Source organism: Rurimicrobium arvi, from assembly GCF_039540495.1.
GTDB lineage: Bacteria > Bacteroidota > Bacteroidia > Chitinophagales > Chitinophagaceae > Rurimicrobium > Rurimicrobium arvi.
In genome coordinates this window covers 69,375-92,342 of the sequence record NZ_BAABEZ010000024.1, presented here as the reverse complement: position 1 = coordinate 92,342, position 22,968 = coordinate 69,375, and the positions used below count along the sequence as shown (strand labels likewise).

The window sequence follows — 22,968 nt, the reverse complement described above, 5'->3', positions numbered from 1 at the left end:
AACTATTGCTTCACGAACAGCTTCCGGGTTACAGTTCCCGAAACAGTATTGCATTCCAGCAGGTACAATCCGCTTTTCAAAGGGCTGATACTGATCTGCTCGTGCGTATGTGACGCGTTTGCCTCCAAAACAGCACGACCGCAAAAATCATATACAGACAGGTGAGCAAGCGGTTCGTCGCTTTCAATCTGAATCGACCCGGTAGCCGGATTCGGGTATACCGAAACGTTGTGGTTGATCTGCTGTTCCGCTATCGAAGTACCGTCGCTGCAATAAGCAGAACGCGGATTCTGAGTATCAGCACACGGATACTCGTATTTGCTTTGCGGATATAACGCGACCGGACGATCGGTTTGCGAAAGCGGCTTCATCGTGCCGGGCATTGTCACCTGAGCCGCACTGCCATTTCCAAGCGCTACATTTTTACCTGCCGCCGATCCGTTGAATGTATAGTCGCACAGCGCGTCTATAAAACGGTAATAGGCATAGTAGTCGAGCGCGTCGAAAGCGCTGGCAGTATTCGGCACCGAATGATCTGCCTCGTACACGTAACCGGCAATGGTATCGGACTTCAGCAACAGATAGTCTTTCTCTGAGTCGGCGATATTAATTGTCCGGAATATATCTTGGGCCATGCGATGGTCATTGGTAACATCATCATCGAATACTTCTGCAAGCAGCTTTGTATCGGCAGGAAAGGATTTCAGTTGCGTTTCGCTGATGTTGTAACTGTACCATTGTGCAAGCGCATACACAAAGCGCCCTTTGCTTCCCCAATTGTTTTCGGTGAAGCACTGATAGGCCAGCGCAAAACTGGCACCGCCGCCGAAAGAATGTCCCATAAAACCCACGCGTGTGGTATCAATGACAGAAGGATATGTGCGCGCAGCAAGCCGGAAGCCGTTCAGAAGGTTATCATAACGGTCGGCAACCGACACGCCGGTAGTCTGGTATGGTACAAATACGATCGCATAGCCTTTCATTGCCACGAAATCCAGCATACCGATAATGTTGCCGGAAATATTTCCGCCGAATGCATGACTGTAGAAAATGCAAGGAACAGGAGTGGTCGCATCAGACGGATAATAGATCTCGATATCCTTTGTGCTGAAAGCAGGATTGGCAAATCGCGCCACAGCTACGGGGTGCGGCCCGTCGGAACCATAACCGGAAGCAGGCTTGGGAAAATTCGGATCCGCATATTGCGCAATTGAATACATTGCCAGACACATACAGATCATCAGCGTAAACAAAGGCTTCATAAAAACACGATTTGATATACTAAGTTACAATGGCCCCCGAATACGATTCCGATAAATGTTGCCAACAAGTGTACATTTAGGATTATTTAGCATCAACATGAAACAGGCGATCCGGATTCTGGCCATTATCGGCAGTGCAAGCAAAAACTCATCCAATGAGCAGCTGATGACCCATATACAACGATTTGCCGGAGATCATATCGAATGGACATTCATCCCGGATCTGAAGATATTCCCGCATTTTGACCCGGAGCAGAGCGCGACGCTACCACCCGAACCGGTCGGCACAATGCGGCAACAGATAGCGGACGCGGATGCAGTGGTGATCAGTACGCCGGAGTATGTGTTCAGTATTCCGAGCGGACTCAAAAACCTGATCGAGTGGACCGTTGCGTCTACAGTATGGGATCAGAAACCCTGTGCGCTCATTACCGCCTCGGCTCATGGTGCAAAAGGACACGAAGAGCTTCAATTGCTGATGCGCACCGTAGGTGCACGGTTCAATGCGGCTACCTGCCTGCTGGTGCATGGTATCAGGAGCAAAATGAATGAAGCGGGCGAGCTATCGGACCTGCAACTGCGCCAGTCGCTGAGCGATCTTATGGCGGGGCTGGAAGCATTGATACACCAATCCCACCCTATACCTTAAGCCGCGCCATACCACCGTCCATTCCCAACACCTGTCCTGTCATAAAAGCACTGCCGTTTCCCAGCAGAAACGCCACGGCTTCTGCCACTTCAGCCGGATCTCCGATACGCTGCAAAGGGTGTCTTTTAGCGGATGCCTCGCGCTTTTCGGGAGTATTCAGCAGCGCAGCGGCAAGCGGTGTGTCCGTAAGTGAAGGCGCGATCACATTCACGCGTATCTGCGCAGATGCCCATTCCGCAGCCAGACTTTTTGCCAGTCCCTCCAGTGCCGACTTTGAAGCAGCAATAGATGCATGAAACGGCATGCCCACAGCAGCGGCAACAGTACTGAACAACACAACAGATGCTCCGTTCGCAGCTTTCAGCCGACTTTGTACGCGTTGCAATAATGTTACTGCACCCAATACGTTCTGACGGAAATCGTTCAGAAAATCTTCATTGCTCAGCCGGTTGAAAGGTTTCAGGTTGATGGATCCCGGGCAGTACACCGCTCCGTGCAATACGTCCGGAAGCTGATCCAGCACCCCGGCGTTATCAGGCATTGTACCCTCCAGCACCGTGGCATTGGCGGCACGGAGTTCGTCAGTAACCGTTCGGCTGAGTGCATAAACATTGGCAGTTGCCTGTAAGCGCTGTACCACCGAAAGACCGATTCCTTTACCGGCTCCTGCTACAAGTATATTATTCATGTTCTTTGGTTTGTCTGAGTTTATTCTTCTCACTACGGCAACGGTCGCTGCAGTAGCATACTTCGTCCCATACCCGTTCCCATTTTTTTCGCCAGCTGAACGGACGTCCGCATGTCGCACATATCTTTTCCGGCAGATCTCCTTTTTTCACCCGCTTCATACGTTCAACTCCTTTTGCAGAACAGCGGACACTTTTGTCCAGTAAGGGAAAAAGCCCGGATACCAACCGTTTACACCCGGCGCGAGCCAATCCCTGGGTTCCTCACAACCATCGTAATGATTCCAGGGATGCTCCTTATAATAAAAACGGGCATGCGGGAAATATTGCTTCAGTTCTGCAAAAGAACCAGTAAACACACGGAGTCCGGGAATAGCCCTTGCGAGCTGCAGCATGAAAGCGACAGAATGCGGGGCGATAGGATATCTTCCAAATATTTCAGGTTCGAGTAATAAAATACGGGTGCAAGGTTCATCCTTATGCCAGAACGGATCGAGATTGTACCAATTGTAAAGCAGCACTTTTTCAGAATGGGCGGATGCTATTTCGTCGGACGCGGGAAGCAGCGCATCCACCATAAACGGAGTGGAACGGGAGAGCACATCCGGCACCGGTATATGCTCCATTGCCTCATAAGGCAGATCGAGAAAAGTATGCTGTTGTGCAGTTCCGAAAAAACGGTTGATATTTTCCTGGTTTGCGAAATACCGCTTATTGCTGAATGCGCCGCAGACCCACTGCCAGCTGCAGGCATTGGAACCCCAGTCAGCATCCAGCAAATGGTAGTACATCCACCGCGCAGGCTGGAGCCAGTGCGCGCGGCCAATGTTGCAGCATACGGACGCAACATACATGCGCATATGGTTGTGCATATATCCTTCGCGGTACAATCCGAAAATGCCTTCATCGATTGCCTGTATGCCCGTAACAGCGTTGACGACCGCAACGGGAATTTCCCCATGCACGATGTGCTGCTGCGGATGCTTCAGTTCCTCCACCAGCGAAGGTCCGCGTACCTGCCATACCCTTTGGAAATAGTCGCGCCAGGCCAGTTCCTGAACCAACTTTTCCATTTCCTTCCAGGTGTGACCGGCAGCCCGCAGACGGTCGAAAATAAATCTTGTGGAAACAACACCCCGGGAAATGTAGGGAGACAACCGCGTAACCGATCCGGTTTGATAATTGCGTGTGCGTGCATAGGCGACAGGATCAATATTATCAATGCAGGACAGTAGTTCCGCATAAGGCAGCACAGCAAACATTGTCTAACTTTTGCTGCAATTTAGTTAAACAAATAGAAAATTACAGCGGAACAGCAATTTTGTAAGCACCTGCGTCATGAATGCTAAAAATTACTACCTTCAACCTTCGTGACATACAGGTCACTTCTTTTTTTACCGTCTTCACAAAACAACAGACGCATTATGCAACAGTTACGCAATCACAGCTTCGTACCGGTATCCTTCACTGTAAAGGGTTTCGCTGCACTGTGCTGTTGCTGTCCCCTGTATTGCTGTTGTTGTATGGCGTAATACCCTCTTCCTGTAACAGACTGACTGTAGCGGTCCGGCAAAACGCCGGTCTGCACCATGTTTGTTTCCATTCGTCCGCGCTTCTGGCCGGATAAATCATTTTGTTTTTTCCATTTTCAAACTATACAATTATGCATGGTACTTCTTTCCTGCAGCAATTGCGTCAGCGGCGTAATGCCGATGCGGCGCATTACATAGACAAAAAGCAGGTTGCGCGCCTGCTCGACGATCTTTTCGCCTTTTTGTTCCTCCCCTCGGGCATCGGGTTGCAGGAACTTTATGAAGAACAGTTGCACCTGCAACGAAGACTGGCGGTCTTACTGCATCTGGCGGGCGATCAGCCCGGAATGGTTGCGGCGGATGCCAAAGGTTTTTTCGATGTGCTTCCGGATCTCTACACACTGCTGATCGCTGATGCGGAGGCGATCCTGGCATTCGACCCTGCGGCCGGTTCCCTGCAGGAAGTGATCTATGCTTATCCGGGCTTTTATGCCACGTTCGTTTACCGTATCGCCCACCACCTGCACCAGCTGGGCATTCCGTCCCTCCCGCGCATGCTGAGCGAACACGCACACAGCCACACGGGTATTGACATCCACCCTGCTGCTCAGATCGGAAGCTCGTTCTTTATCGACCATGGCACTGGTGTAGTGATCGGTGCGAGTGCGATCATCGGCAACCATGTAAAGATATACCAGGGAGTGACGCTCGGAGCGTTGAGCGTTGCAAAGGATCTGGCAGATGTTAAACGGCATCCCACTATCGGCGACCATGTCACTATTTATTCCGGAGCTACGATTCTCGGAGGAAACACCGTGGTTGGCCGCAACAGCATCATTGGCGGCAATGTGTGGCTGACGCACTCTGTGGAACCCGATTCGGTGGTGTACAGCCGCAACAATATTGTGGTGCGCAGCAACCATGTATTCCCGGATGCCATCGATTTCGTTATCTGATTATTCACTTTAAAATACAATACAATGAAAGCAAACAACATTTTGCAAACGATCGGCAATACGCCGCATGTACGCATCAACCGCCTTTTTGGAGACCGGTATGATGTATGGATCAAACTGGAAAAAAACAATCCGGGCGGCAGCATTAAAGACCGACTGGCCCTAGCTTTAATCGAAGATGCAGAGCAGCGTGGCTTACTGCGTCCGGACTCGGTGATCATCGAGCCGACATCGGGCAACACCGGCATCGGACTGGCGCTGGTGGCGGCGGTAAAAGGTTACCGTATCATACTGGTGATGCCGGAATCGATGAGCGTAGAGCGGAGGAAACTGATGTCGGCATATGGCGCAACATTTGTGCTGACACCGCGTGAAAAAGGCATGAAAGGTGCTATAGAACGTGCGCAGGAGCTGGCCGCAGCAACACCGGGCGCCTGGATTCCGCAACAGTTCGAGAACCCCGCTAATGTGGAGATACACCGCAATACCACCGCACGTGAGATTATACATGATTTTCCGGACGGAATAGCCTACCTCATTACCGGTGTAGGTACGGGCGGCCATATCAGCGGGGTGGCTGAAGTGCTCAAACAGCATTTTCCTCAGCTGAAAGTATTTGCAGTGGAACCGGAGTTATCTCCGGTGCTGAGTGGTGGCAATCCGGCCCCGCATCCGCTTCAGGGAATCGGTGCGGGATTTGTGCCACCGGTGTTGAATCGTTCGGTTCTGGACGGGATTATCACTGTAGGGCGCGACGATGCATTCGCACATGCGCAACGGCTGGCGCGGGAGGAAGGTATTTTTGCAGGCATTTCCACCGGCGCTTCCCTGGCGGCGATCAGCGGGCTATTACCACAAATCGAGCCGGGAGCCCGAATACTCACTTTTAATTACGATACGGGAGAACGGTATCTTTCTGTAGACGGCTTATTTGGATCAGCACACTAAAAGAAGCGCCCGGAGAACCCGGGTGCTTTTGTTAATTGATTATCAATACTTAAACGGATAATTTAGTGTAATTATCGCAATTTTTGGGACGGAGTCGAATTGTGGCATCAAATTTGAAGCAATGGAATTAACAGGAATTAAAAATATTTTACTTCCTTCTTTTTGCTTCGCTACGATCTCCGACTCTATGAAGAATATATACGACAAAGAAGCCATAAGTCGCCTGCAATCACACTGCGACAGGCTAAACATCCTGTTCAGCCGCTATGTGCGCTACTGGGAATTGCGACCGGAACTGGGACAGTCCGTAAAAGCGTTCCGCGCGGAAAGTTTCCGCCTTACGAACCTGCTGCAACGGCCCGAACGGAAATTACCTGCTGCACCGGAAAGGAAGGACCTTGAACAGTTGCTGCACAGGCTCATCAGCATGTCCGAATGGGCGTTCCGTGAACTGGGTGAATTGTTCCGTGCCACAGAATTAAAAATTCTGAAACAGCGGATAGAGCCCTTTACGGATGAGCAGTTACTGGCGGAGTCCGTTGAACTTTATTTTTTCCTGAAACCCCGTCTGCGCCTACTGCATCGTTATAACATCGATGAAGGCGATCTGCTCGAATTGCAATATATGATACGTACCTTATGCGATAGCAGGGGCATCTCCTCCCATATATCGGGAAGGCTGCCTGATCCGATACAGGAGGCCTGCAACCGCCTGACCCAAAAATTGTACCGGCTGGATATGGAGATGGCGGCAGACACGGGTAAACTGGGTAAAGAATACCTGTCTGTCCGCATCAGCTATATAGACTGATCAGATCGCTTAATGCAAACGGTTAAAACGGCGCCGCAATAATTGCGTGCATTTCCGTAAGAGGAATGCAACCAGATAATACAGCAACAATACACTCACCGGAATTGCCAGAAAGGCCAGCCAATTAGCATCTCCCCGCATAACAAATAATTTATATAAAAATACAGCAATATTCCTATCCAAAAAAAAGAGGAAGCGACTACCGCTCCCTCTTTTTTATACCCTTTGCTTTCAATCAGTATTTTTCTTTCAACGCTTTGATCCTGCGGCTTGCTTCGGCTATGCGCGCTCTCGGAATGGTTCCGTTCAGCACCGCCTTTTTTATAATGGCATGTACCTGTGCGGCGGTAACATACTTCGACCGGTCGGGGAGGGTGTTGGCAAACATAATAATATCCAGGCCTGCGTTAACACATAGCTGGATCGCATTCTCCAGTCCGTAATGCTCGCTGATCGCCTGCATCTGCATATCATCTGAGCAGACAACACCTTTATAGCCCATCAGTGTTCGCAGCATAGTAATTGTGGCGGCGGACAAAGTTGCCGGCAGCATGGTGGTATCCCAGCGGCGGTTTACCATATGTCCGACCATCACGATATCGATGTCCCCTTCGCGCAGCAAGCGTTCGTAAGGCAGCAACTCCGATACAGACCATGTTTCCGTCACATCGACGATGCCATAGTGCGTATCTCCTTTAGAGCTTCCATGTCCGGGGAAATGCTTCAGCGAGGTAAGCAGTCCGCTTTCGTGATGGGCTTCAATACAATATCTTGCCTGCCGTGCAACCAATTCGGGATCGCTTCCGAAGCTCCGGCCGTTCTTTACAATAGGCGCATTATCCGGATTGGTTGCCAGATCCACATCAGGTGCATAATTGAGATTAATGCCCAAATCTTTTAATGTCGCTATCAGCCGGCGGTTGTACCAAAGCGTGGAATCTTTCTGGTCCAGATGGCCGAGGTAATCGGCGGACGGCATTGCCGGAAACCCGTATTTCTCTTTCAGCCGGTGTACTTTCCCGCCTTCTTCATCTATGGATACGAGCAGCTTTACCGGGCTTGCCTCTTTCAGGGTCTGCACCATACGGATCATACTGTCGCGGGAGTTTGTCTTGGCGATATTCTTTTCGAACAGCACTACTCCACCTACTTTACCCGATCTGATATCTTCAAGGAGCGGATCCGTTTCACTTATTGCCGTACGGTCGCCGACACCGATCATGATCATCTGTCCGATCTGCGCATCCAGACTGTCTTTCTGCTGTGCGACAGCGTTTACGGTTCCTGTCATGCACATCAGAAGGGCAAGCCTGTTCCAAATTTTTTTCATAAAACGCTCAATTGTCAAGGCCGTAAAACTACTACAATTCGGTTGATGCGCCGACAAGCATCGCGACCGATCTCATGCGGGGCCGGTTTCGGCCTGCACAATACATTATATTTGCGCATCGCCCTGGTACCGTACACATTCACAGAAAACAATAAACATGTCGAAATTCTCCCGGATATGGCAACAATACCCGTTGCTCCTGATTACGATCGTGCAACTGCTCCTGATATATATAGCATTCCGCAATTTCTGGTCAGATCCCACAGGCATTATTTTCAAAGATTGCTGTGACGGACTGAAAAATCTTTTCCATCTGCAGGCGTATGTATCGGACCCTGTCGACAGCAAAGGATTGTATCATCTGAAAGGGATCAACTATCCCTGGGGTGAGTATGTGCATACGACGGACAATACACCGGGCTTCGCGATCCCCTACCGCTGGTTCTGCGAGCATGTTTACAATGTCAGCGCTTACGCGATACCGGTCTACCAGGCATTCATTGCTTTGTCGTTCGTGCTTTCAGGATGGCTGAGCTATAAAATATTCAAAAGGCTCACAGGGGTGGAGTGGCTGGCGCTTGTGGCAGCCCTGATGCTTCCCTGGACCAACTTCCAGACCGTGCGTGTTCCCTGGGGACACTTTAACCTTGGTCTTAGTTTTTTTATTCTCTGGGCTATGTGGGCTTTTATCCGCTGGACCGATACCGCCCCGGAAAAAGGCTGGCATAAATATGGTGCATTGCTTTCCATGGTGCTTGCCAATTTCACCGGCTTCCTGTTCCACGGGTATTATATTGCTATATTAGGCATGTTCCAGGGAGTGCTCCTATTTTTCTATGCAATCGCTTTATTCCGGAGCGGGCAATGGAAACCGCATCTGGCGGCATCTGCAGGGGTAACGGTTGTTTCCCTGCTTGCGTGCATCTTATTCCAGAAAGCCACTGACCCCTATCTGTCCATGCGGCCGGACGCACCGAACGGTTATGACTGGATCGAGCAGAAGGTCCGGTTTTTCAGCCTGTTCACTGCACCTAAGTTCTACACATTCCAGTTCTGGATACAGAATAACGAAGGAGCCAGGGAACCTGAGAACATGGGCTACCTCGGGAATATGGCTCTTTGGGGTTGTATGCTGATGCTCGGGCTGATGCTGCTGCATCAACCCTACCGTGAAATGTTCCGCGATATTCAGCGGCGTTTTTTCTCGAATACGTTGCTAAAGACGATCTTCTTTGCGGGCATTTTTATGTATATCGTCAATGCCGGTGAATATTATTATACGGAAGGCAGCGGCGATAAAGGGATTACGCTCCACAATTACCTGAATCCGCTGCTCTGGGCACATATGGTTACCAAACAGGTGGAACAGTTCCGCTCGATGAGCCGCTTTGCATGGCCGTTTTTCTGGACATTCAGCATCTGGGCATTCTATACGCTGTACCATTTCTCACGGGGCCTCCGGGGCACGGTAAAGAAATTTTTCTGGGTGCCGCTGTTATTGCTGGGTGCACTTGAGGTGAAGGATTATGTAGACTTCTGCCAGCTGCATATACATGGCGAAAACCTGCTCAGCCGCAAAAAGCAAAATGAGCTGGTGATCCCCGGCCGCGTGCATATAAACGATTACCAGGCAGCCTTGTTTCTCCCCTACTATAATGTCGGGTCTGAAGTCAGGGCGATGATTCTGGACGATGATGATAACCTGAGTGCCTACTCGTTTCAGTTTTATCTGAAGACACGCCTGCCGATGATCAATGTAAAACTGGCCCGTACCGTACCGGCGCAGACGCAGCAGATCAGGGACTGGTTTCACGATCTGCAGCCCGGATCAGAACTGAAGGCTTTGCTCAGCAATAAACCGATCCTGGTAATACGGGACAAGCAATTGGTACCCGACAGTGCAAAGCAGGTGAACTATGAAGAAGTGCGCCGGGAGTTTATGATGGATGCATTGCTGTTGCCCGAACGTGCGCACATGCAGGCCATCGACTCTGTGGGGAAATATGTGTTTTACGCCTGGTATCCTTTACGCAGCATAGCTGCGCAACCTTAGCGGACGCTAGCCTTTATTTACCTGCACATACAGCGTATCAGCATTAATCCCGGTAAAGATGCCAACACCATTGCTGATGCCGTTCGAAGGAGTATAGAGGTTCTGGGAATTGCTGTTTGTATTCAGATACAAATATGCATAGTCTGCATTCAGCCGGTACAGAATGACGCGGTGGTACCCGAAATACGTAAAACTGCGTGCGCTGAGTTCATATGTATCGGTGATTTCAGGACGTGTGCGAAAACGCCTGTTGGTATCGATATTCGTAACGCTTGTATCTATAATGCGCTCCGGGCTGCTTTCCAGGTTTTGTACCACGATCATATAATAGGCACCTTCCGTATTGTCCCATGTAAAAGTAATTGCAGCTTCTTCTCCGGGCCTCGCCGGCTGTGTATCTGCGGTTACTTTTTCCACTGACAAAGCACTTGCATCCTGTGCAAAATCAACGGGCCTCGGCGGAATTACTGTGGATGCCGTAACCACTTTATTGTTGTATACAAAACGCAGACCGACGGATGCTCCTGCCTGCAGATATAAAACAGAGTCTGCATAAACCCCACCGCCCAGCGGACGTAAAATATAACTGCTGTCTCCCACCGATACCACAAGGTTAAGGGAGTCGAGCGGCGGAGCATTAAAGCTGTCTGATCCGGTAGCAGACTGGTGGCTGAGCGTAAGCGATAAAGGTATATCCGGCGAGAGATATGCTGCGATCACAGGATCGTAGTTGTACGCGGGCGTAGTTGTCGATTTTTTGCAGGCCGCGAGGAACAGGCAGGCACATAATATTAGTTTTCGTGACATCTTATCTGATCTTTAAGGAAAGCGTGAGGTTGGGGGTAAAACTGAGATAGTTCACATTGGTTTCGACAACGGCATTATCCACTACCGTAAATTGCTTGTACCAGACGTTTTCGCGCGCATAAGCATTGAAGAGGGATAGTCCGATATAGCCTACGTCTTTGCCCGCGTCTGTGTAAAAGTGGTAGTTGACCGCAACGTCCAGGCGATGATAATCCGGCAGGCGCAAAGTGTTTTTCGAAGTTGTGGTTACATAGCTCTGCGTCGTCCCGTCGAGCAGCGCTATATCGTAACTGCCGCCGGGAGCGGTATAGGGACGACCGGATGCATAGATCCAGGTTGCGGCAAAATCCCATTTTTTATACTTGTACATGCCCACCACTTTAAATTCGTGGCGTACGTCCTGATCTGCCGGTATATAGCCGGAACCGTACACGTCGAAATAGTTCAGGGTGCGGCCAAGCGTATAGCTGACCCAGCCGGTGAACTTACCTGTCTTTTTCTGTGCGGTAAATTCAATACCTTCCGAAAAGCCATTCCCTTTGTAAAATTGCTGTTCATAACTGATCAGTGCTGTGCTGGCTTTATAGCGTTCGGTATATTGCGTGAGCTGATCGAGTATTTTATAATAGCCTTCAATGCTGAACAGTAATTTCGGTGTTTCATAACTGAGCCCGGCAATACGATGTAATGCACTGCTTACGGGCACCGTCTGTCCGTCTGATAACACCCAGAACTGTGTACTTCCCGTACTCAGGTCCTCCCGCGTAATACGGTTGGCAAACTGATAATATTTTCCATAGGCTGCCTTAAACGTCAACCTGCCGGTAATCTTACCTATCAGCGAGAAACGCGGTTCGATATAGCGTTGCTGCGTGGCTCCGAAATAGCTTGCACGAATACCTCCCTGGAGCAAAAGCCTTCGCTGCCACAAAGCATATTCATCCTGCAGGTACACACCTGCAAGTAGGCTTTTGTGATGATTGTCGAGCAGCAATGCGGTGTCCGACTGAGCATATGTATAGCTGATATCATATTGTGTGCCGAAACCGCCAAACAGCAGACGGTTATGCCGTATTCCGCTCCATTCGTAATCGGAATGAAGCGATATATCCTGCAGGCGATTGTGCTCAAATACGCCGGTTTTTGTTTCCGTACTATCAGACCCGTTGCGACGGATCATTCCACTCGTTTCGCGGTTGCGATCGCTGCTGTATTCGGACATACTCAGGCTTGTATTGCCTTTGAACGAGCCCGACCATTGGCGTTGCCAGCCGCCGCTCATGCACAGGTTACTGTAATGGGTGAGGTCCGTGGTGCTCATGTCGAAGCTGATTCCCTGATCAGCCAGGAAAGCGGGCGCAGATATTGAGAAGCCATTGTCCAGATCGTCTGTACTACTGAAGAAGCTGTAGGTAAGCACGTCTTTTGTTGTGGCTCTGTATGTACTGCGTACATTGTAATCTGAAAAATAGGACTTCGCTTTGGTAACATTGTCGGATCCGCCGGGACCGCGCCGATTACCGGAGCTGGTCTGTTGCTGCGCGCCCGTCCCTTTGTTGAAGGAATTAAAGATCCAGTTGTAAATCGGGCCTCTCCACGAACGGCGCGTAGCCGCGACTACAGAGAGCTTTTCGGTAACCGGGATTTCCGTGAACATATTCATGCTCAGCAAACTGATATCACCTCCTATATTGAACTGCTTTGTACTTCCCTCCTTCCCATTCATCTCTGTAACGCTCGACAGTCGACCGCCATATTGTGCACCGAAGCCTCCTTTGAACAACTGCACATCTTTAATGGCATTAGCATTAAATGCAGAGAAGAAGCCGTACAGATGGTCTACCTGATATACGGTGTAGCCATCCAGCAGTACAAGATTCTGATCTGGTGTGCCACCACGTACATAGAGCCCGGAGGAGGATTCGTTGGCTGCGCTGATACCCGGCATCAGTTGGAAAGTACGCATGATGTCTTTATCGCCGACGTTTGGTATTTCAGAGAGTTTCGAAGGACTCAGGCGAATACTGCTTACCGTTTCTCCGGACAGATTCATGATATCCTGCCTGTTGGCTGTGATCACGGCTTCACGCAGCACGTTTTCTTTCGGGCGCAAACCGATTATGAAATCCCGGAGACTGATACCCGGCAGCAATAACAGTTCCAGCGGCTCGTACCCCCTTGCGGTAACCAGCAATTTCGTGGAATCGGCTGGCACTACGGATAACTCAAAAGAGCCGTCATCACGTGTAAACACTGCATCTTTAGTACTGGATAACTGCAGTTGCACGTCGGCCAGTGGCGTCCCGGAGGAATCGTCGCGTACATGACCCTTTAAAGTGTAAGGATTGAGCTCTGCCATATCCGGAGGCACAATCCGTGACTTATCCACCCTGCGGGCCACGTTGTGGAAATGGCGCGCTTTTATGGTTACGGTAAGTGTACTGTCTATCGTGTATTCCAGGTCCTTTTCCCGTGTGGTAATCTCAATCGCCAGGGACAGCGGCGTGGCGGAGTACCAGTAATCAAAAAGAAGGTTGCTGCAGTAAGCAGTATCATAGTGGATGCTGATGCCATAACGTACATGAAAATAATTGTACACCGAATCCAGGTATACGCGTGCAAAATCGTGCGTCACCATTACCGAATCCAGCGCATTAGGCGCTCGCTTTTCCTGCTTTTTGAATAGCTGCGCCATGCAATGTCCGTTCGCCAGCAGCAATAATATTGGGTATAGCAATAATTTTCTTCTCATCCGGTTTGCAAAAACGACCGAAAGTAGAGGATGCGTACGCCGGTGAAACAGGAAAGGGATTAATTCGCGGAATGTGAGCGTAAGACAGGGAATTTCCGTGGCGAAGCAGGAACATAAAAAAGGCAGACAACTGGTGTCTGCCTTTTTTTATTTAGTAAATAACGACTACATTTTTGTGATCCTGAAGTGTTCATTGATCTTAGCATCCGATGAACGAACATTTACAAAGTAATTGCCGGAACTAAGTGCCGGCAGTGGGAGATCAACAGATTGTGCGCCTTCCGGAAGGTCTAAAGATTTGCTCAGCATAATGCGGCCGTCCATACTCACCAATTGAATCTGCAATTGTGTTGCGTGCGTAACGCTTAAATCCAGTTTCACAGATTTTTGCTCATCGCCGATCAGGTTGGGATACAACTTGCAAAAGTCCGAAGCAGAAGTGCTGATTGCTGTACGGTAAGTTGCGGGCGGAAAAAAGCGGCAATCATTCATATCAGTTGAAAAATTATCCTCGTAAATTTCAAAATCAAGGCTTCCCATTGCATCATACACATCATACACAAACCCGATTTCGGTAGTGATATCGTTCAGTTCAACTCCCGTTTCGGGTGCTTCGCCGCATGTTGGGGGACTGAAAGTATTTATATCCGCGGATATCTGACGTACACCTATTCCCAGGGGGCTGTTTGCCCAGCCTAGTGTGACAGATTTCTCAAGTGTAAATCCTGCCGCATACAGTGTAATCGGACGCGTCTGTGTATGGGTATTATTGGCGACGTTAAATTTCTTAAATCCGGCTATGCTGCCGGGAGCCGGAGTTTTATTCAATGCCAGCAGTGCCATGTTTGTCGGAGAACCGGAACCTTCTGCGCCTTCAAGATCCAATGACACAACGTACTGGGTCCCAGCCGTACCCTTTTTATCCAATCCTACAAATTTGGTTACACCGGAACTGCCTAAATTATAAAAGTTTGCAGCAGGGGATTTGGTAACGGTGCCCACAGCGGAAAATATCTGCAGTCCTCCAATCTTGGCAATAAACGGTGAGCCGGGAGGGAAGTGTCCGTTTGCTTCAGTGTAGGTCATCGCAAACTCGAAGCCTGTCGCACCCTGGTCGTCGTAAATGGCGTGGGGCGATTCCATATACCACGCGTCATCCAGCATGTTGTACTGCTGATTGATAGAACCGTCATCGTTTACCGCCATGTAGAATCCTACATATCCCAAACCGTAGTACACTCCATAATCAAGCAAACCGGCGATCAGACTTTTTCCATTACCGTTTGCAACCGTATGCGGCATATTGGTCATGATAATATAAGTTCCACCAGGCCCGGTATTGCGTGACGCCGCATTCATTTCATATTTGTTGCACCACATTTGCGATCCGTTGTTTCCACGGATGCGCATCACGAGTACGCTCGCATCATTATCTGCAAAACGCAGCGGGTCACCCACCGGACGGCTGGCGTACAGATCATACCAGTAAGGACGTGTGTTACAGGTGATGATATAACTGTCGGCATCCTCCGCGCATTTTGTGATACTCACAATTGGATTTCTGCCTTTATTCAGCCAGTTTCCGGCATTCACCGTATATTCCTTCGCCCATTCCAGTGTAGTATGGTCACCCACCGAATTGAATTTGGCAGCGAACGGATTGTAACGGCCCGACCTCATAATCGTACCCACGACGATAAAACCTCCGTCCGCTGTGCGCACCAGGCGATCCGGCAGTATTGCCCCTGTTTCGTTCAGGCGCCATATACGCTCAAACATCACGTTCCCTATGTCATCGAATTTGGTCAGCCGTATATCATTTGTCCAGGTCGAAAGGTCGTATTCACGAGACAGCATCACCGATGCATCGTCTACCTGAACCGCTACGTGATCCATAGCGGTAAATTTAGTGGTGGCGGGATCTACATAGGTCTTGTTGTAGTAAAACTGGGCTCCTGCAGGCAATGCAGACAGACTTGCCAATAGAGCGGCGACTAGTAATTTTTTCATTTTAAATATGCCAATTGGTTTAGATGGCATACCTAAAATATAAAATATTTAAAATATAACAAAATATATAATGGTTATTTTTTTTGAAACCGCAATACCAATTATTGACAGTAATATTCATGTATACATTTTTTACTAACGGATCAGGAGAAACAAAAAATGGCCTCTGAGTGAACAAAGACCATTTGAAAACCAAAAATAAACTATTAGTGCGTTACGACGAAACTGCGAACGGTTCCGTTGTTGAGCCGCAGCAAATAATTTCCGGACGGTAGCCGTGCAACGGAGATACGATCGCTGATATTGGCAGCAGCAGCATATTGCTTACTGATGCACACACGTCCCTGCAGATCTATGACCGCAACTTCCAGGGCTTGCGGATGTTCCTGGCGGATCTGCAATTCCAATTCATCTGCAGCAGGTACGGGGAACAACCGGATCTCAGCCTGCTGTGCCTGCAGTTCTTTTACACCTGTCGTATAGTCTTCATAATAGTAATTGTATTTATGATCGCCGTCAGACACTTTCCAGCTTCCGGAATCAAACGAAAAAGAGCTTTCTGATGTTGCCTGGCCGTGAATATTATTGGTAAAATCAACCCTGACAATAGAATCGTACGCGGCGGTACTGCTGTTCCACATTGCGACACTGATGCGGGAGAGATACCCGGAAGCATCATACCTGTACACCATCACCTGATCGTTGTCCCATGTTGCCGTGCCGGTATTCCATATGTACGTATTGATCGTAACGGGCTTCCCGGAGGCGTTGTATAAGTAAGACGCCTTTGATACATTCACCAGACCGGTACCGCCGGTATTATAACGCGCCGTAAAGGTTTCACAATAACCGGCAGCATTATAAGTATAAGCCAGTTCCGAAAAATCGACCCAGGTCCCGGCCGTAAAATTTTTATCCGATATGGTCAGTAATTTTCCACCCGCATCATAAGTATTTACTGACACATAATTGTAATCTCCGGGTGTCAGGCTGTTCAGCCCTGTATCCGCCAGTTGGCGTCCGGATGCGTCGTAGGACATTTTATCCATGATCGAAAAAATCCAGGTACCCGACCACATTTCAAGCAATTGCGTGCTAATCTGGCCGAAAGTATTATAGGTAAGCGTATTGCGACTGGTATAGCTGAAAGAAGAGGATGCGGAAGAGTAACGCTCAGAGGTATCAGAGATACGTCTGTTGCCGGAGTTGTAAGAAGTGTAAGTGCGGGAATTTGTAACCAATGGAGCGCCAAAGGTCAGCGATTGATAATTGTAGAGAGAATCGGATTTGATCTCGCTGTTCAGATCGCCACCGCGGTCGCCGGAGTACACGCACCTGGCGGAATCGGTAAGTATCGCCACCCCTGCATCGTAAGTACGGGAAGCTTTCGCGATCAGGCGGCTCTGTACCGCTGTTGTCTTGGCTGTTGTTCCTTTACCTGCCGACTGCAGACCTAGTTCGTAAGCATGTTTTGCAACTGCGGCACGGATTTCCTTTGTATCGGAAAGGCGGAGTAAAGAATTTGCGTTGAAGGATTGCTGGGCCGCAGCAACAGCCGGAATTCCTGCTGCAAGCAGGAAAGCGCAGAAGTGTTTTTGTTTCATGTTTAGCGTTTATGAAGATTTGAATGCAAAGATAAAGACTTTTCTTTCCGGATCATTCATACTCAGACATTGAGCAAACAGGCAGGTATGGCCGCACGAACCGAACCGGCATTCCTGAAAAGACGTCCGGAACCCGTCGGCGTCAAAACCAGCTTACTACCTGCTGCTATGTTTTTGCGCCGGATTACTGTCGCGTCTCTCTGAGATTATTTCCGGCCAGCGGTTCAGGCAGGATTATTTCCGGATTTCGGAAAAGACAGAATAAAGGTAGAACCTTCACCCAGACGGCTTTCCAGGAACATGTGGCCCCCGTGAAACTCCATGATCTTCTTGCAGGTGGAAAGCCCGATGCCTGTACCGCTATATTCGTCCTTAGGATGCAGCCGCTGAAACAGTTCAAATATTTTGTGATGGAATTGTTCTTCTATACCGATACCATTGTCGCTTACCCTGATCACGGAACGGGAAGTATCGTCGGCCTCAAAACCGATCTGCACTTCCGGCCTGGTGCCGGCAGGTACGAACTTGATCGCATTGGAAATCAGGTTGGAGAAAAGCTGGGTCATCTGCACCCTATTGCCGAAGACCGAAGGCAGTAGCGCAACATTTACATGAGCATCTTTTTCCATCAGCAGTATCTCCATATCGCTCAGCACCGTATGCACTATTTCGTTCAGGTCTAAATTGTCGGAGAAACCATTGTCTGTATTGATGGTTGAGTAATACAGGATATCCCGCACAATCTCCCTTGTACGCTCGGTCTCGGTAACCAGCTTATCCAGGAATTTACCGCCTTCCGGTCCGAGCTGTGCGCCGTAATTCGTTTTGATATAGTTAGAGAAGAAACCGATTTTACGCAGTGGTTCCTGCAGATCGTGAGAAGCAACAAACGCAAACTGTTCGAGCATCTTATTGCTTTTATTCAACTGGTCTACTTTCTCTTCCAGTTCAGCTTTCGTTTCTTTAAGCTCGATATTATCTTTTAATGTTTCCTCAATGATCTTCTGTGCGTGTATGTCTACCATAAACGCGTTCCAGTAGAGGATATTTCCGTCTTCGTCTTTTATCGGGATGGATACGCCTGAGTGCCACCGGTACTCACCGGAGCCGCTTTTCAGCTTCCTTTCCTTATTGACCAGATTATTATTATGGTCCTTCTCCCAGTTAGACCAGATATTGCCGAAATCATCCGGGTGATAAATGTTACTGTATTTAGCTTCATTCAGCTGCGCCACTGTGAGCCCAGTGTATCGCAGCAGCCATTGATTGGCATACATGAGCTTTCCTTCATTGGTGAAGGTATAGATCATGATCGGAAGGGAATCGGCGAGCAGGCGATATTGCTGCTCGCTGGTACGCACGCGCTCCGAAAGTTCAGTCAGCTGGCGGTTCTTGCGTTTTATCTCTTCATACGGAGAAATGGCGGGATCGTTATTCAGGATGATTTTCCAATCTTCCACCAAAGCGTCGTTAACGTGCAATGCAGACGAAAGCGGCACTTCCAGCTCAACGGTGATCTGTTCTTTGTTTTCTGTAAACCGCACGCCCGGCACCAGTCGCCTTGCATATTGTACACCCTCTCTGATCAGCAGCTGATCTTTGACGAAATCGGCTTCCAACACGGCTCTGAGGTACCTGTCTTTCATACGCTGCGTGGCGAGCACCAGCGTGAGGCAGGCATGATTATTCCGGCTGATCGCAAAACGGCAGATTTCAGAAACCGCAGTGGCAAAGGTTGTCTGGGCAGACAACGAAAGGCCCAGCAATTCGGCAATCTTCATTGATTGCTTATGCGCCAGGATCAGGTCCATTTCATTTTCCAGGATAACCTTCGCTATTTCTTTCATCAGTTAAAGTTTATACGCCCTACAACCACAGACATATCATCGGTTTCCCGGCTGAAATCTTTAAAAACAGCAGCAGCCAGGATAGACAGATCGTACCGGAAAATGCCTGGATACTTTTGCAGATCAAGTCTTGTTTTGATTCCATCTGAACACATCATCACGATTTGTCCGCGCTCGCCGTCCAGCACCTGTTCTTTCATGGTATTCGGAATACTCAGTCCGATAATACCGTTATAAGACATATGCGTTTTTATCACCGTACCGGAAACCAGAGTTCTTGTAGCAATATTGCCAATACCGCAGATCGACCATTTCCTGTCCCTGAAGGAGTAGGTGGCGATACAGCCTACCAGTCCGCGTGTCTTTTTCACTACCACATGCAGGTCGCGCAATACGTGCAATGGCGACGTTTCATTTGTTTCTTTAAAACGCGCGATCGCAGCTGTTACCGCCTTGTTTGCTTCCACACCGTGACCCAGACCATCTCCGAGGAATATCTGCAGCCGATCTTTATCCAGTTTATAAAAAAAACCGTCTCCGCAAACTTCTTCGCCTGGCTTGCAGACAACGACGGATCTCACTTCGGCCGCACTTCGTGTGCGACGCGCCGCGCTTTCCTCTTTAAAAATACGGCACAGCAGGATTGTGCCCCAGTCTTTAAGGGAATATATCTGCGACAGGTCCGACAAACGTTTGATCGATCCGAGTCCGTGTCCGAGCGTATTGGTAGTTGAGTAGCCGTCAATTTCCATTTTCGCCACATCGGACATGCCCTTCCCGGAGTCGATGCTGATCAGCTCAAGGGCTGCATCTCCGTTTTCATCTACCAGGCGCACGAGTATATCTCCCCCACCCGCGTGTTTGAGCAGGTTGGAAGTCATCTCCGCCACAATAATGTCGATCTCACCGATCTTCTTTTCCGAGAAGCCTGCAGCCGCGACAATGTTGTGTATCTCTTTCTTCAGTATAGAGAAATAACTTCTGTCGCTTGCTTTGAATCGTATATGGTTGGTACTATCCATTTTTCCACTTTATAATTGTCACAGTCGTACCCTCACCAACTTTACTTTTAATATCGAATTCGCTGGATAGGCGTCTGGCTCCCGGCAAACCGAGTCCCAGGCTTTTTCCCGTTGTGAATCCGTCTTTCATAGCGAGACCGATGTCCTCAATACCGGGACCCCGATCGGCAAAAATGAGACGGATCCCATTTTCACGTCCTTTGCTGACAACTTCAATAAAGCAGATTCCCCCGTTACCATAACGAAGCATATTGCGGACAAGTTCGCTTGCCGCAGTGAGGAGCTTCGTCTGGTTTACGAGTCCCATCCCGATCCTGGTAGCATATTCTTTTACCCGGTTACGGAACAGTATTACATCCTGCTCTTTGTCAATTGAGACGGAATCTTTATTCAGAATCGTCGTAGGACTCGTCGCTGTACTCATTTTCTTCTCCATCAGTCAGGATTTTTGTGCGTAATAAAGCCATTCCCTTTTCAACGTCAAGAGCGGTATGTACGCCTGCTAATGGCAGACCGAGTTCGATCAACGTGATAGCCACCGCAGGTTGCATACCTACAACTACTGTGGTGGCGTCCATAATTTTTGACATGCTTGCAATATTGCCTATGATGCGTCCCATAAAAGAGTCAACAATAGACACTGCCGATATGTCGATCAATACGCCGCGCGCATCGGTTTTGCTTACCATTTGCACCAGATCTGATTCGAGATTCAGTGCAAGACGGTCGTAAAGATCCACTTGTATAGTGACCAGCAGAAACTGGCCCATTCTTAAAATAGGAATTTTATCCATTTACCACTCTGCTGTTATTGCCCGACGAAACCTGTTTCTTCCTCACTTCCAGCATCAGCATGGAAAACGCATACTTCAATGCGCTTGCCAATGTGCTCTTCGTAACGATGCCGGATAAATCTATGCCCAGATGCACAACCGTCTGTGCTATTTCCGGACGGATGCCGCTGATAATGCACTCAGCACCCATCAGGCGTGTGGCACTTACTGTTTTGATCAGATGTTGCGCCACCAGTGAATCCACGGCAGGCACACCGGAAATATCCAGTATCGCGATACTGCTTCCGCTCGCCACAATTTCCTGCAACAGGTTTTCCATCACGATCTGCGTTCTGGAACTGTCCAGCGTACCGATAATCGGAAGTGCGAGAATCCCATCCCAAACGCGGATAACCGGTGTGGAAATCTCGGAGATCTCGTCGGTCTGACGCAGGATCACTTCTTCACGGCCTTTGATAAATGTTTCAAACGTAACGATACCGAAGCTGTCGATGAGTCTGCTCACTTTCATTGTGGACTCATAGAGACTAACGGGATCGTTTTTGAACTCCTCCTGTAAAATCTGGAGCAAAGCGTCTTTCAGACTGAAAATGTAAACACCCGTTTCCCTGGGGGAAAAGCCCTGACGGGCGCGGGTAATGGAAATCCCTCCCAACACTTCATACACATCGTCAAAGTCGGCCGAGTCCACAACGCTCAGGTTGTCATCATTCAGCTTATTCACTAATACTTCTACAAGTTCTTCCGACTGCGCACGCAAATCGTCATTACTTATCAGGTCCTCCCTGAGGGAAACATCCTGCAATTGATTGTTCATCCATAAATCGATGACCTGCTTCTTCTTCTTATGAAAAAGCCTAGAGATGTTTGCCTTCATATACGGGTTTTAAAAAGCGACTTTGCTTTACTATAACAAATATATGCTTAATAGTTGGTATGAGCGGTCACATCTTTATGGATGCGACACACCGGGGGAAAACGCTTATTGTTGTGCGCTGTCTTTTCTGAGTTGATCGAGGTGCCGCAGCAGCTTTTTCTGATAATTATGCAGGTGATTTTTGGATACGGATATACGGGTTTTAAATGCCAGCGGATAGTCTTCGGCCGGGAACTTTCTCTTTTCCCATTTATTACGCCATTTACGATCGGTGAGCCGCATCAGCTGCGCATTCAACCAGTTGCTGCTCAGACTGTTGACCAGCCCGGCACCCCAAAAAGGTACAGGCTTTGGGGTGCCTCCCGGGGGAGAAATACGAAAATTAGGGATCTCACGCGAGAGCCATTCCCGGTTGTGGTTCAGCAGCTGTGTATAGTAGTCGTCTGCATCGATGAGCGGCTTTAAAGTGGAGAGCTCTATAGCCGTAAAGAAGTTTTGTTCCTCGATCAGCAGGGCCGTCTCATCGATAAAATAATTCATGCAATAGTAATGTTGCGAATCTTTGAGGAAGGTCATCTTTTTCATCAGGTGCAACAGGGTACGGCAGATCCAGAGCCGGTTCGCACTCGTGATAATAAAAAGATCTACATCCGCATTTGCAGGTGCATAGCCTTTGGACAAGGATCCCGATAAGCCTGCAAATTTCACAAAAGGAAATTTACGCACGCGATCGACAGTCTTACCGATCCGTTCCTGTAATGCTTCAAAGCGCGCTTCTCCTTCGATGCGTTCCTGCACATATGTCTCCACCGATCTCAATGCATAATATCCATTGAAACATTCAATGTGTTTATCAGCGCACAACTGAAGCAACGCAGGCTGCAGTTCCTGCTCGCTGTCCAGCTGTATGCTCAAAAACTGAAATATCTGCGCGCGTGTCAGCGGATATTTGAAATAGTCAAAATATCCGAGCACCACTAATACTTTTGCTGCAATAGCATTCAATGTAGATTCGTTGTTCAAAGCAG

The 22,968-nt window shown here is 48.9% G+C and carries 21 protein-coding genes; 5 read left to right on the top strand and 16 right to left on the bottom strand.

Features of this window, described 5'->3' with window-relative positions:
* Positions 1 to 2 precede the first annotated feature (2 nt).
* The gene (locus ABD846_RS12840; RefSeq protein WP_344827716.1) at positions 3 to 1,262 is read right to left on the bottom strand and encodes a T9SS type A sorting domain-containing protein; all 1,260 of its coding nucleotides are present in this window, start codon (positions 1,260 to 1,262) and stop codon (positions 3 to 5) included.
* Between the two features lie 97 nt (positions 1,263 to 1,359).
* Between ABD846_RS12840 and ABD846_RS12835 the strand changes: the two genes are divergently transcribed.
* Positions 1,360 to 1,911: an NADPH-dependent FMN reductase gene (locus ABD846_RS12835; protein WP_344827713.1), complete on the top strand. Its 552-nt coding sequence runs from the start codon at positions 1,360 to 1,362 to the stop codon at positions 1,909 to 1,911.
* Here the strand turns inward: ABD846_RS12835 and ABD846_RS12830 are convergent.
* The 4 genes from ABD846_RS12830 to ABD846_RS12815 form a co-directional block, all read right to left on the bottom strand.
* Positions 1,901 to 2,599 carry an SDR family NAD(P)-dependent oxidoreductase gene (locus tag ABD846_RS12830; RefSeq protein ID WP_344827710.1) on the bottom strand — a complete coding sequence of 233 codons (699 nt, stop codon included), beginning with the start codon at positions 2,597 to 2,599 and terminating at the stop codon, positions 1,901 to 1,903. The genes ABD846_RS12835 and ABD846_RS12830 overlap by 11 nt on opposite strands.
* Positions 2,592 to 2,759: a DUF2256 domain-containing protein gene (locus ABD846_RS12825; RefSeq protein WP_344827707.1), complete on the bottom strand. Its 168-nt coding sequence runs from the start codon at positions 2,757 to 2,759 to the stop codon at positions 2,592 to 2,594. Before ABD846_RS12825 ends, ABD846_RS12830 begins: the two co-directional genes overlap by 8 nt.
* Positions 2,756 to 3,859, bottom strand: a complete 1,104-nt coding sequence (locus tag ABD846_RS12820) for an FAD-binding domain-containing protein (RefSeq protein ID WP_344827701.1) — start codon at positions 3,857 to 3,859, stop codon at positions 2,756 to 2,758. The genes ABD846_RS12825 and ABD846_RS12820 overlap by 4 nt, the downstream gene beginning before the upstream one ends.
* 179 nt (positions 3,860 to 4,038) lie before the next feature.
* Complete coding sequence (locus ABD846_RS12815) at positions 4,039 to 4,200, bottom strand: hypothetical protein (RefSeq protein WP_344827698.1); 162 nt, start codon at positions 4,198 to 4,200, stop codon at positions 4,039 to 4,041.
* A gap of 60 nt (positions 4,201 to 4,260) precedes the next feature.
* Here ABD846_RS12815 and ABD846_RS12810 point away from each other — a divergent pair, with 60 nt between their 5' ends.
* From ABD846_RS12810 to ABD846_RS12800, 3 genes are all read left to right on the top strand, one after another.
* Positions 4,261 to 5,085, top strand: coding sequence for a serine O-acetyltransferase (locus tag ABD846_RS12810; RefSeq protein ID WP_344827695.1), 825 nt, complete (start codon positions 4,261 to 4,263; stop codon positions 5,083 to 5,085).
* A 24-nt stretch (positions 5,086 to 5,109) separates the two neighbouring features.
* Positions 5,110 to 6,033, top strand: a complete 924-nt coding sequence (gene cysK, locus ABD846_RS12805) for a cysteine synthase A (RefSeq protein WP_344827692.1) — start codon at positions 5,110 to 5,112, stop codon at positions 6,031 to 6,033.
* 121 nt (positions 6,034 to 6,154) lie between these two features.
* A complete protein-coding gene (locus ABD846_RS12800; RefSeq protein ID WP_344827689.1) occupies positions 6,155 to 6,844 on the top strand; it encodes a hypothetical protein in 690 nt (229 codons plus the stop codon).
* A 235-nt stretch (positions 6,845 to 7,079) separates the two neighbouring features.
* On the opposite strand, the gene ABD846_RS12795 is transcribed toward ABD846_RS12800, so the two are convergent.
* Positions 7,080 to 8,174, bottom strand: coding sequence for a glycoside hydrolase family 3 N-terminal domain-containing protein (locus ABD846_RS12795; protein ID WP_344827686.1), 1,095 nt, complete (start codon positions 8,172 to 8,174; stop codon positions 7,080 to 7,082).
* Positions 8,175 to 8,331: 157 nt separating this feature from the next.
* Here ABD846_RS12795 and ABD846_RS12790 point away from each other — a divergent pair, with 157 nt between their 5' ends.
* Positions 8,332 to 10,227 carry a DUF6311 domain-containing protein gene (locus ABD846_RS12790; protein ID WP_344827683.1) on the top strand — a complete coding sequence of 632 codons (1,896 nt, stop codon included), beginning with the start codon at positions 8,332 to 8,334 and terminating at the stop codon, positions 10,225 to 10,227.
* A gap of 6 nt (positions 10,228 to 10,233) precedes the next feature.
* On the opposite strand, the gene ABD846_RS12785 is transcribed toward ABD846_RS12790, so the two are convergent.
* The 10 genes from ABD846_RS12785 to ABD846_RS12740 all read right to left on the bottom strand — a co-directional run bounded on the left by ABD846_RS12785 (position 10,234) and on the right by ABD846_RS12740 (position 22,963).
* On the bottom strand, positions 10,234 to 11,034 hold the full coding sequence (locus ABD846_RS12785; protein WP_344827680.1) for a DUF4249 family protein: 801 nt from the start codon (positions 11,032 to 11,034) through the stop codon (positions 10,234 to 10,236).
* A gap of 1 nt (position 11,035) precedes the next feature.
* Entirely contained in the window at positions 11,036 to 13,786 is a 2,751-nt protein-coding gene (locus ABD846_RS12780) for a TonB-dependent receptor (protein WP_344827677.1), read from the bottom strand.
* A gap of 165 nt (positions 13,787 to 13,951) precedes the next feature.
* The gene (locus tag ABD846_RS12775) at positions 13,952 to 15,796 is read right to left on the bottom strand and encodes a T9SS type A sorting domain-containing protein (RefSeq protein WP_344827674.1); all 1,845 of its coding nucleotides are present in this window, start codon (positions 15,794 to 15,796) and stop codon (positions 13,952 to 13,954) included.
* A gap of 206 nt (positions 15,797 to 16,002) precedes the next feature.
* On the bottom strand, positions 16,003 to 17,400 hold the full coding sequence (locus ABD846_RS12770; protein ID WP_344827671.1) for a T9SS type A sorting domain-containing protein: 1,398 nt from the start codon (positions 17,398 to 17,400) through the stop codon (positions 16,003 to 16,005).
* A 224-nt stretch (positions 17,401 to 17,624) separates the two neighbouring features.
* Positions 17,625 to 19,247: a sensor histidine kinase gene (locus tag ABD846_RS12765; protein ID WP_344827669.1), complete on the bottom strand. Its 1,623-nt coding sequence runs from the start codon at positions 19,245 to 19,247 to the stop codon at positions 17,625 to 17,627.
* Positions 19,247 to 20,269, bottom strand: a complete 1,023-nt coding sequence (locus tag ABD846_RS12760; protein WP_344827666.1) for an ATP-binding protein — start codon at positions 20,267 to 20,269, stop codon at positions 19,247 to 19,249. Before ABD846_RS12760 ends, ABD846_RS12765 begins: the two co-directional genes overlap by 1 nt.
* Positions 20,262 to 20,705 (bottom strand): anti-sigma regulatory factor, encoded by a 444-nt coding sequence (locus ABD846_RS12755; protein ID WP_344827664.1) that lies wholly within the window; start codon positions 20,703 to 20,705, stop codon positions 20,262 to 20,264. Before ABD846_RS12755 ends, ABD846_RS12760 begins: the two co-directional genes overlap by 8 nt.
* Positions 20,656 to 21,063, bottom strand: coding sequence for an STAS domain-containing protein (locus ABD846_RS12750; protein WP_344827660.1), 408 nt, complete (start codon positions 21,061 to 21,063; stop codon positions 20,656 to 20,658). Before ABD846_RS12750 ends, ABD846_RS12755 begins: the two co-directional genes overlap by 50 nt.
* Positions 21,056 to 21,940, bottom strand: coding sequence for an STAS domain-containing protein (locus ABD846_RS12745; RefSeq protein WP_344827657.1), 885 nt, complete (start codon positions 21,938 to 21,940; stop codon positions 21,056 to 21,058). Before ABD846_RS12745 ends, ABD846_RS12750 begins: the two co-directional genes overlap by 8 nt.
* Positions 21,941 to 22,045: 105 nt before the next feature.
* Positions 22,046 to 22,963 (bottom strand): hypothetical protein, encoded by a 918-nt coding sequence (locus tag ABD846_RS12740; RefSeq protein ID WP_344827655.1) that lies wholly within the window; start codon positions 22,961 to 22,963, stop codon positions 22,046 to 22,048.
* Between the last annotated feature and the right edge of the window lie 5 nt (positions 22,964 to 22,968).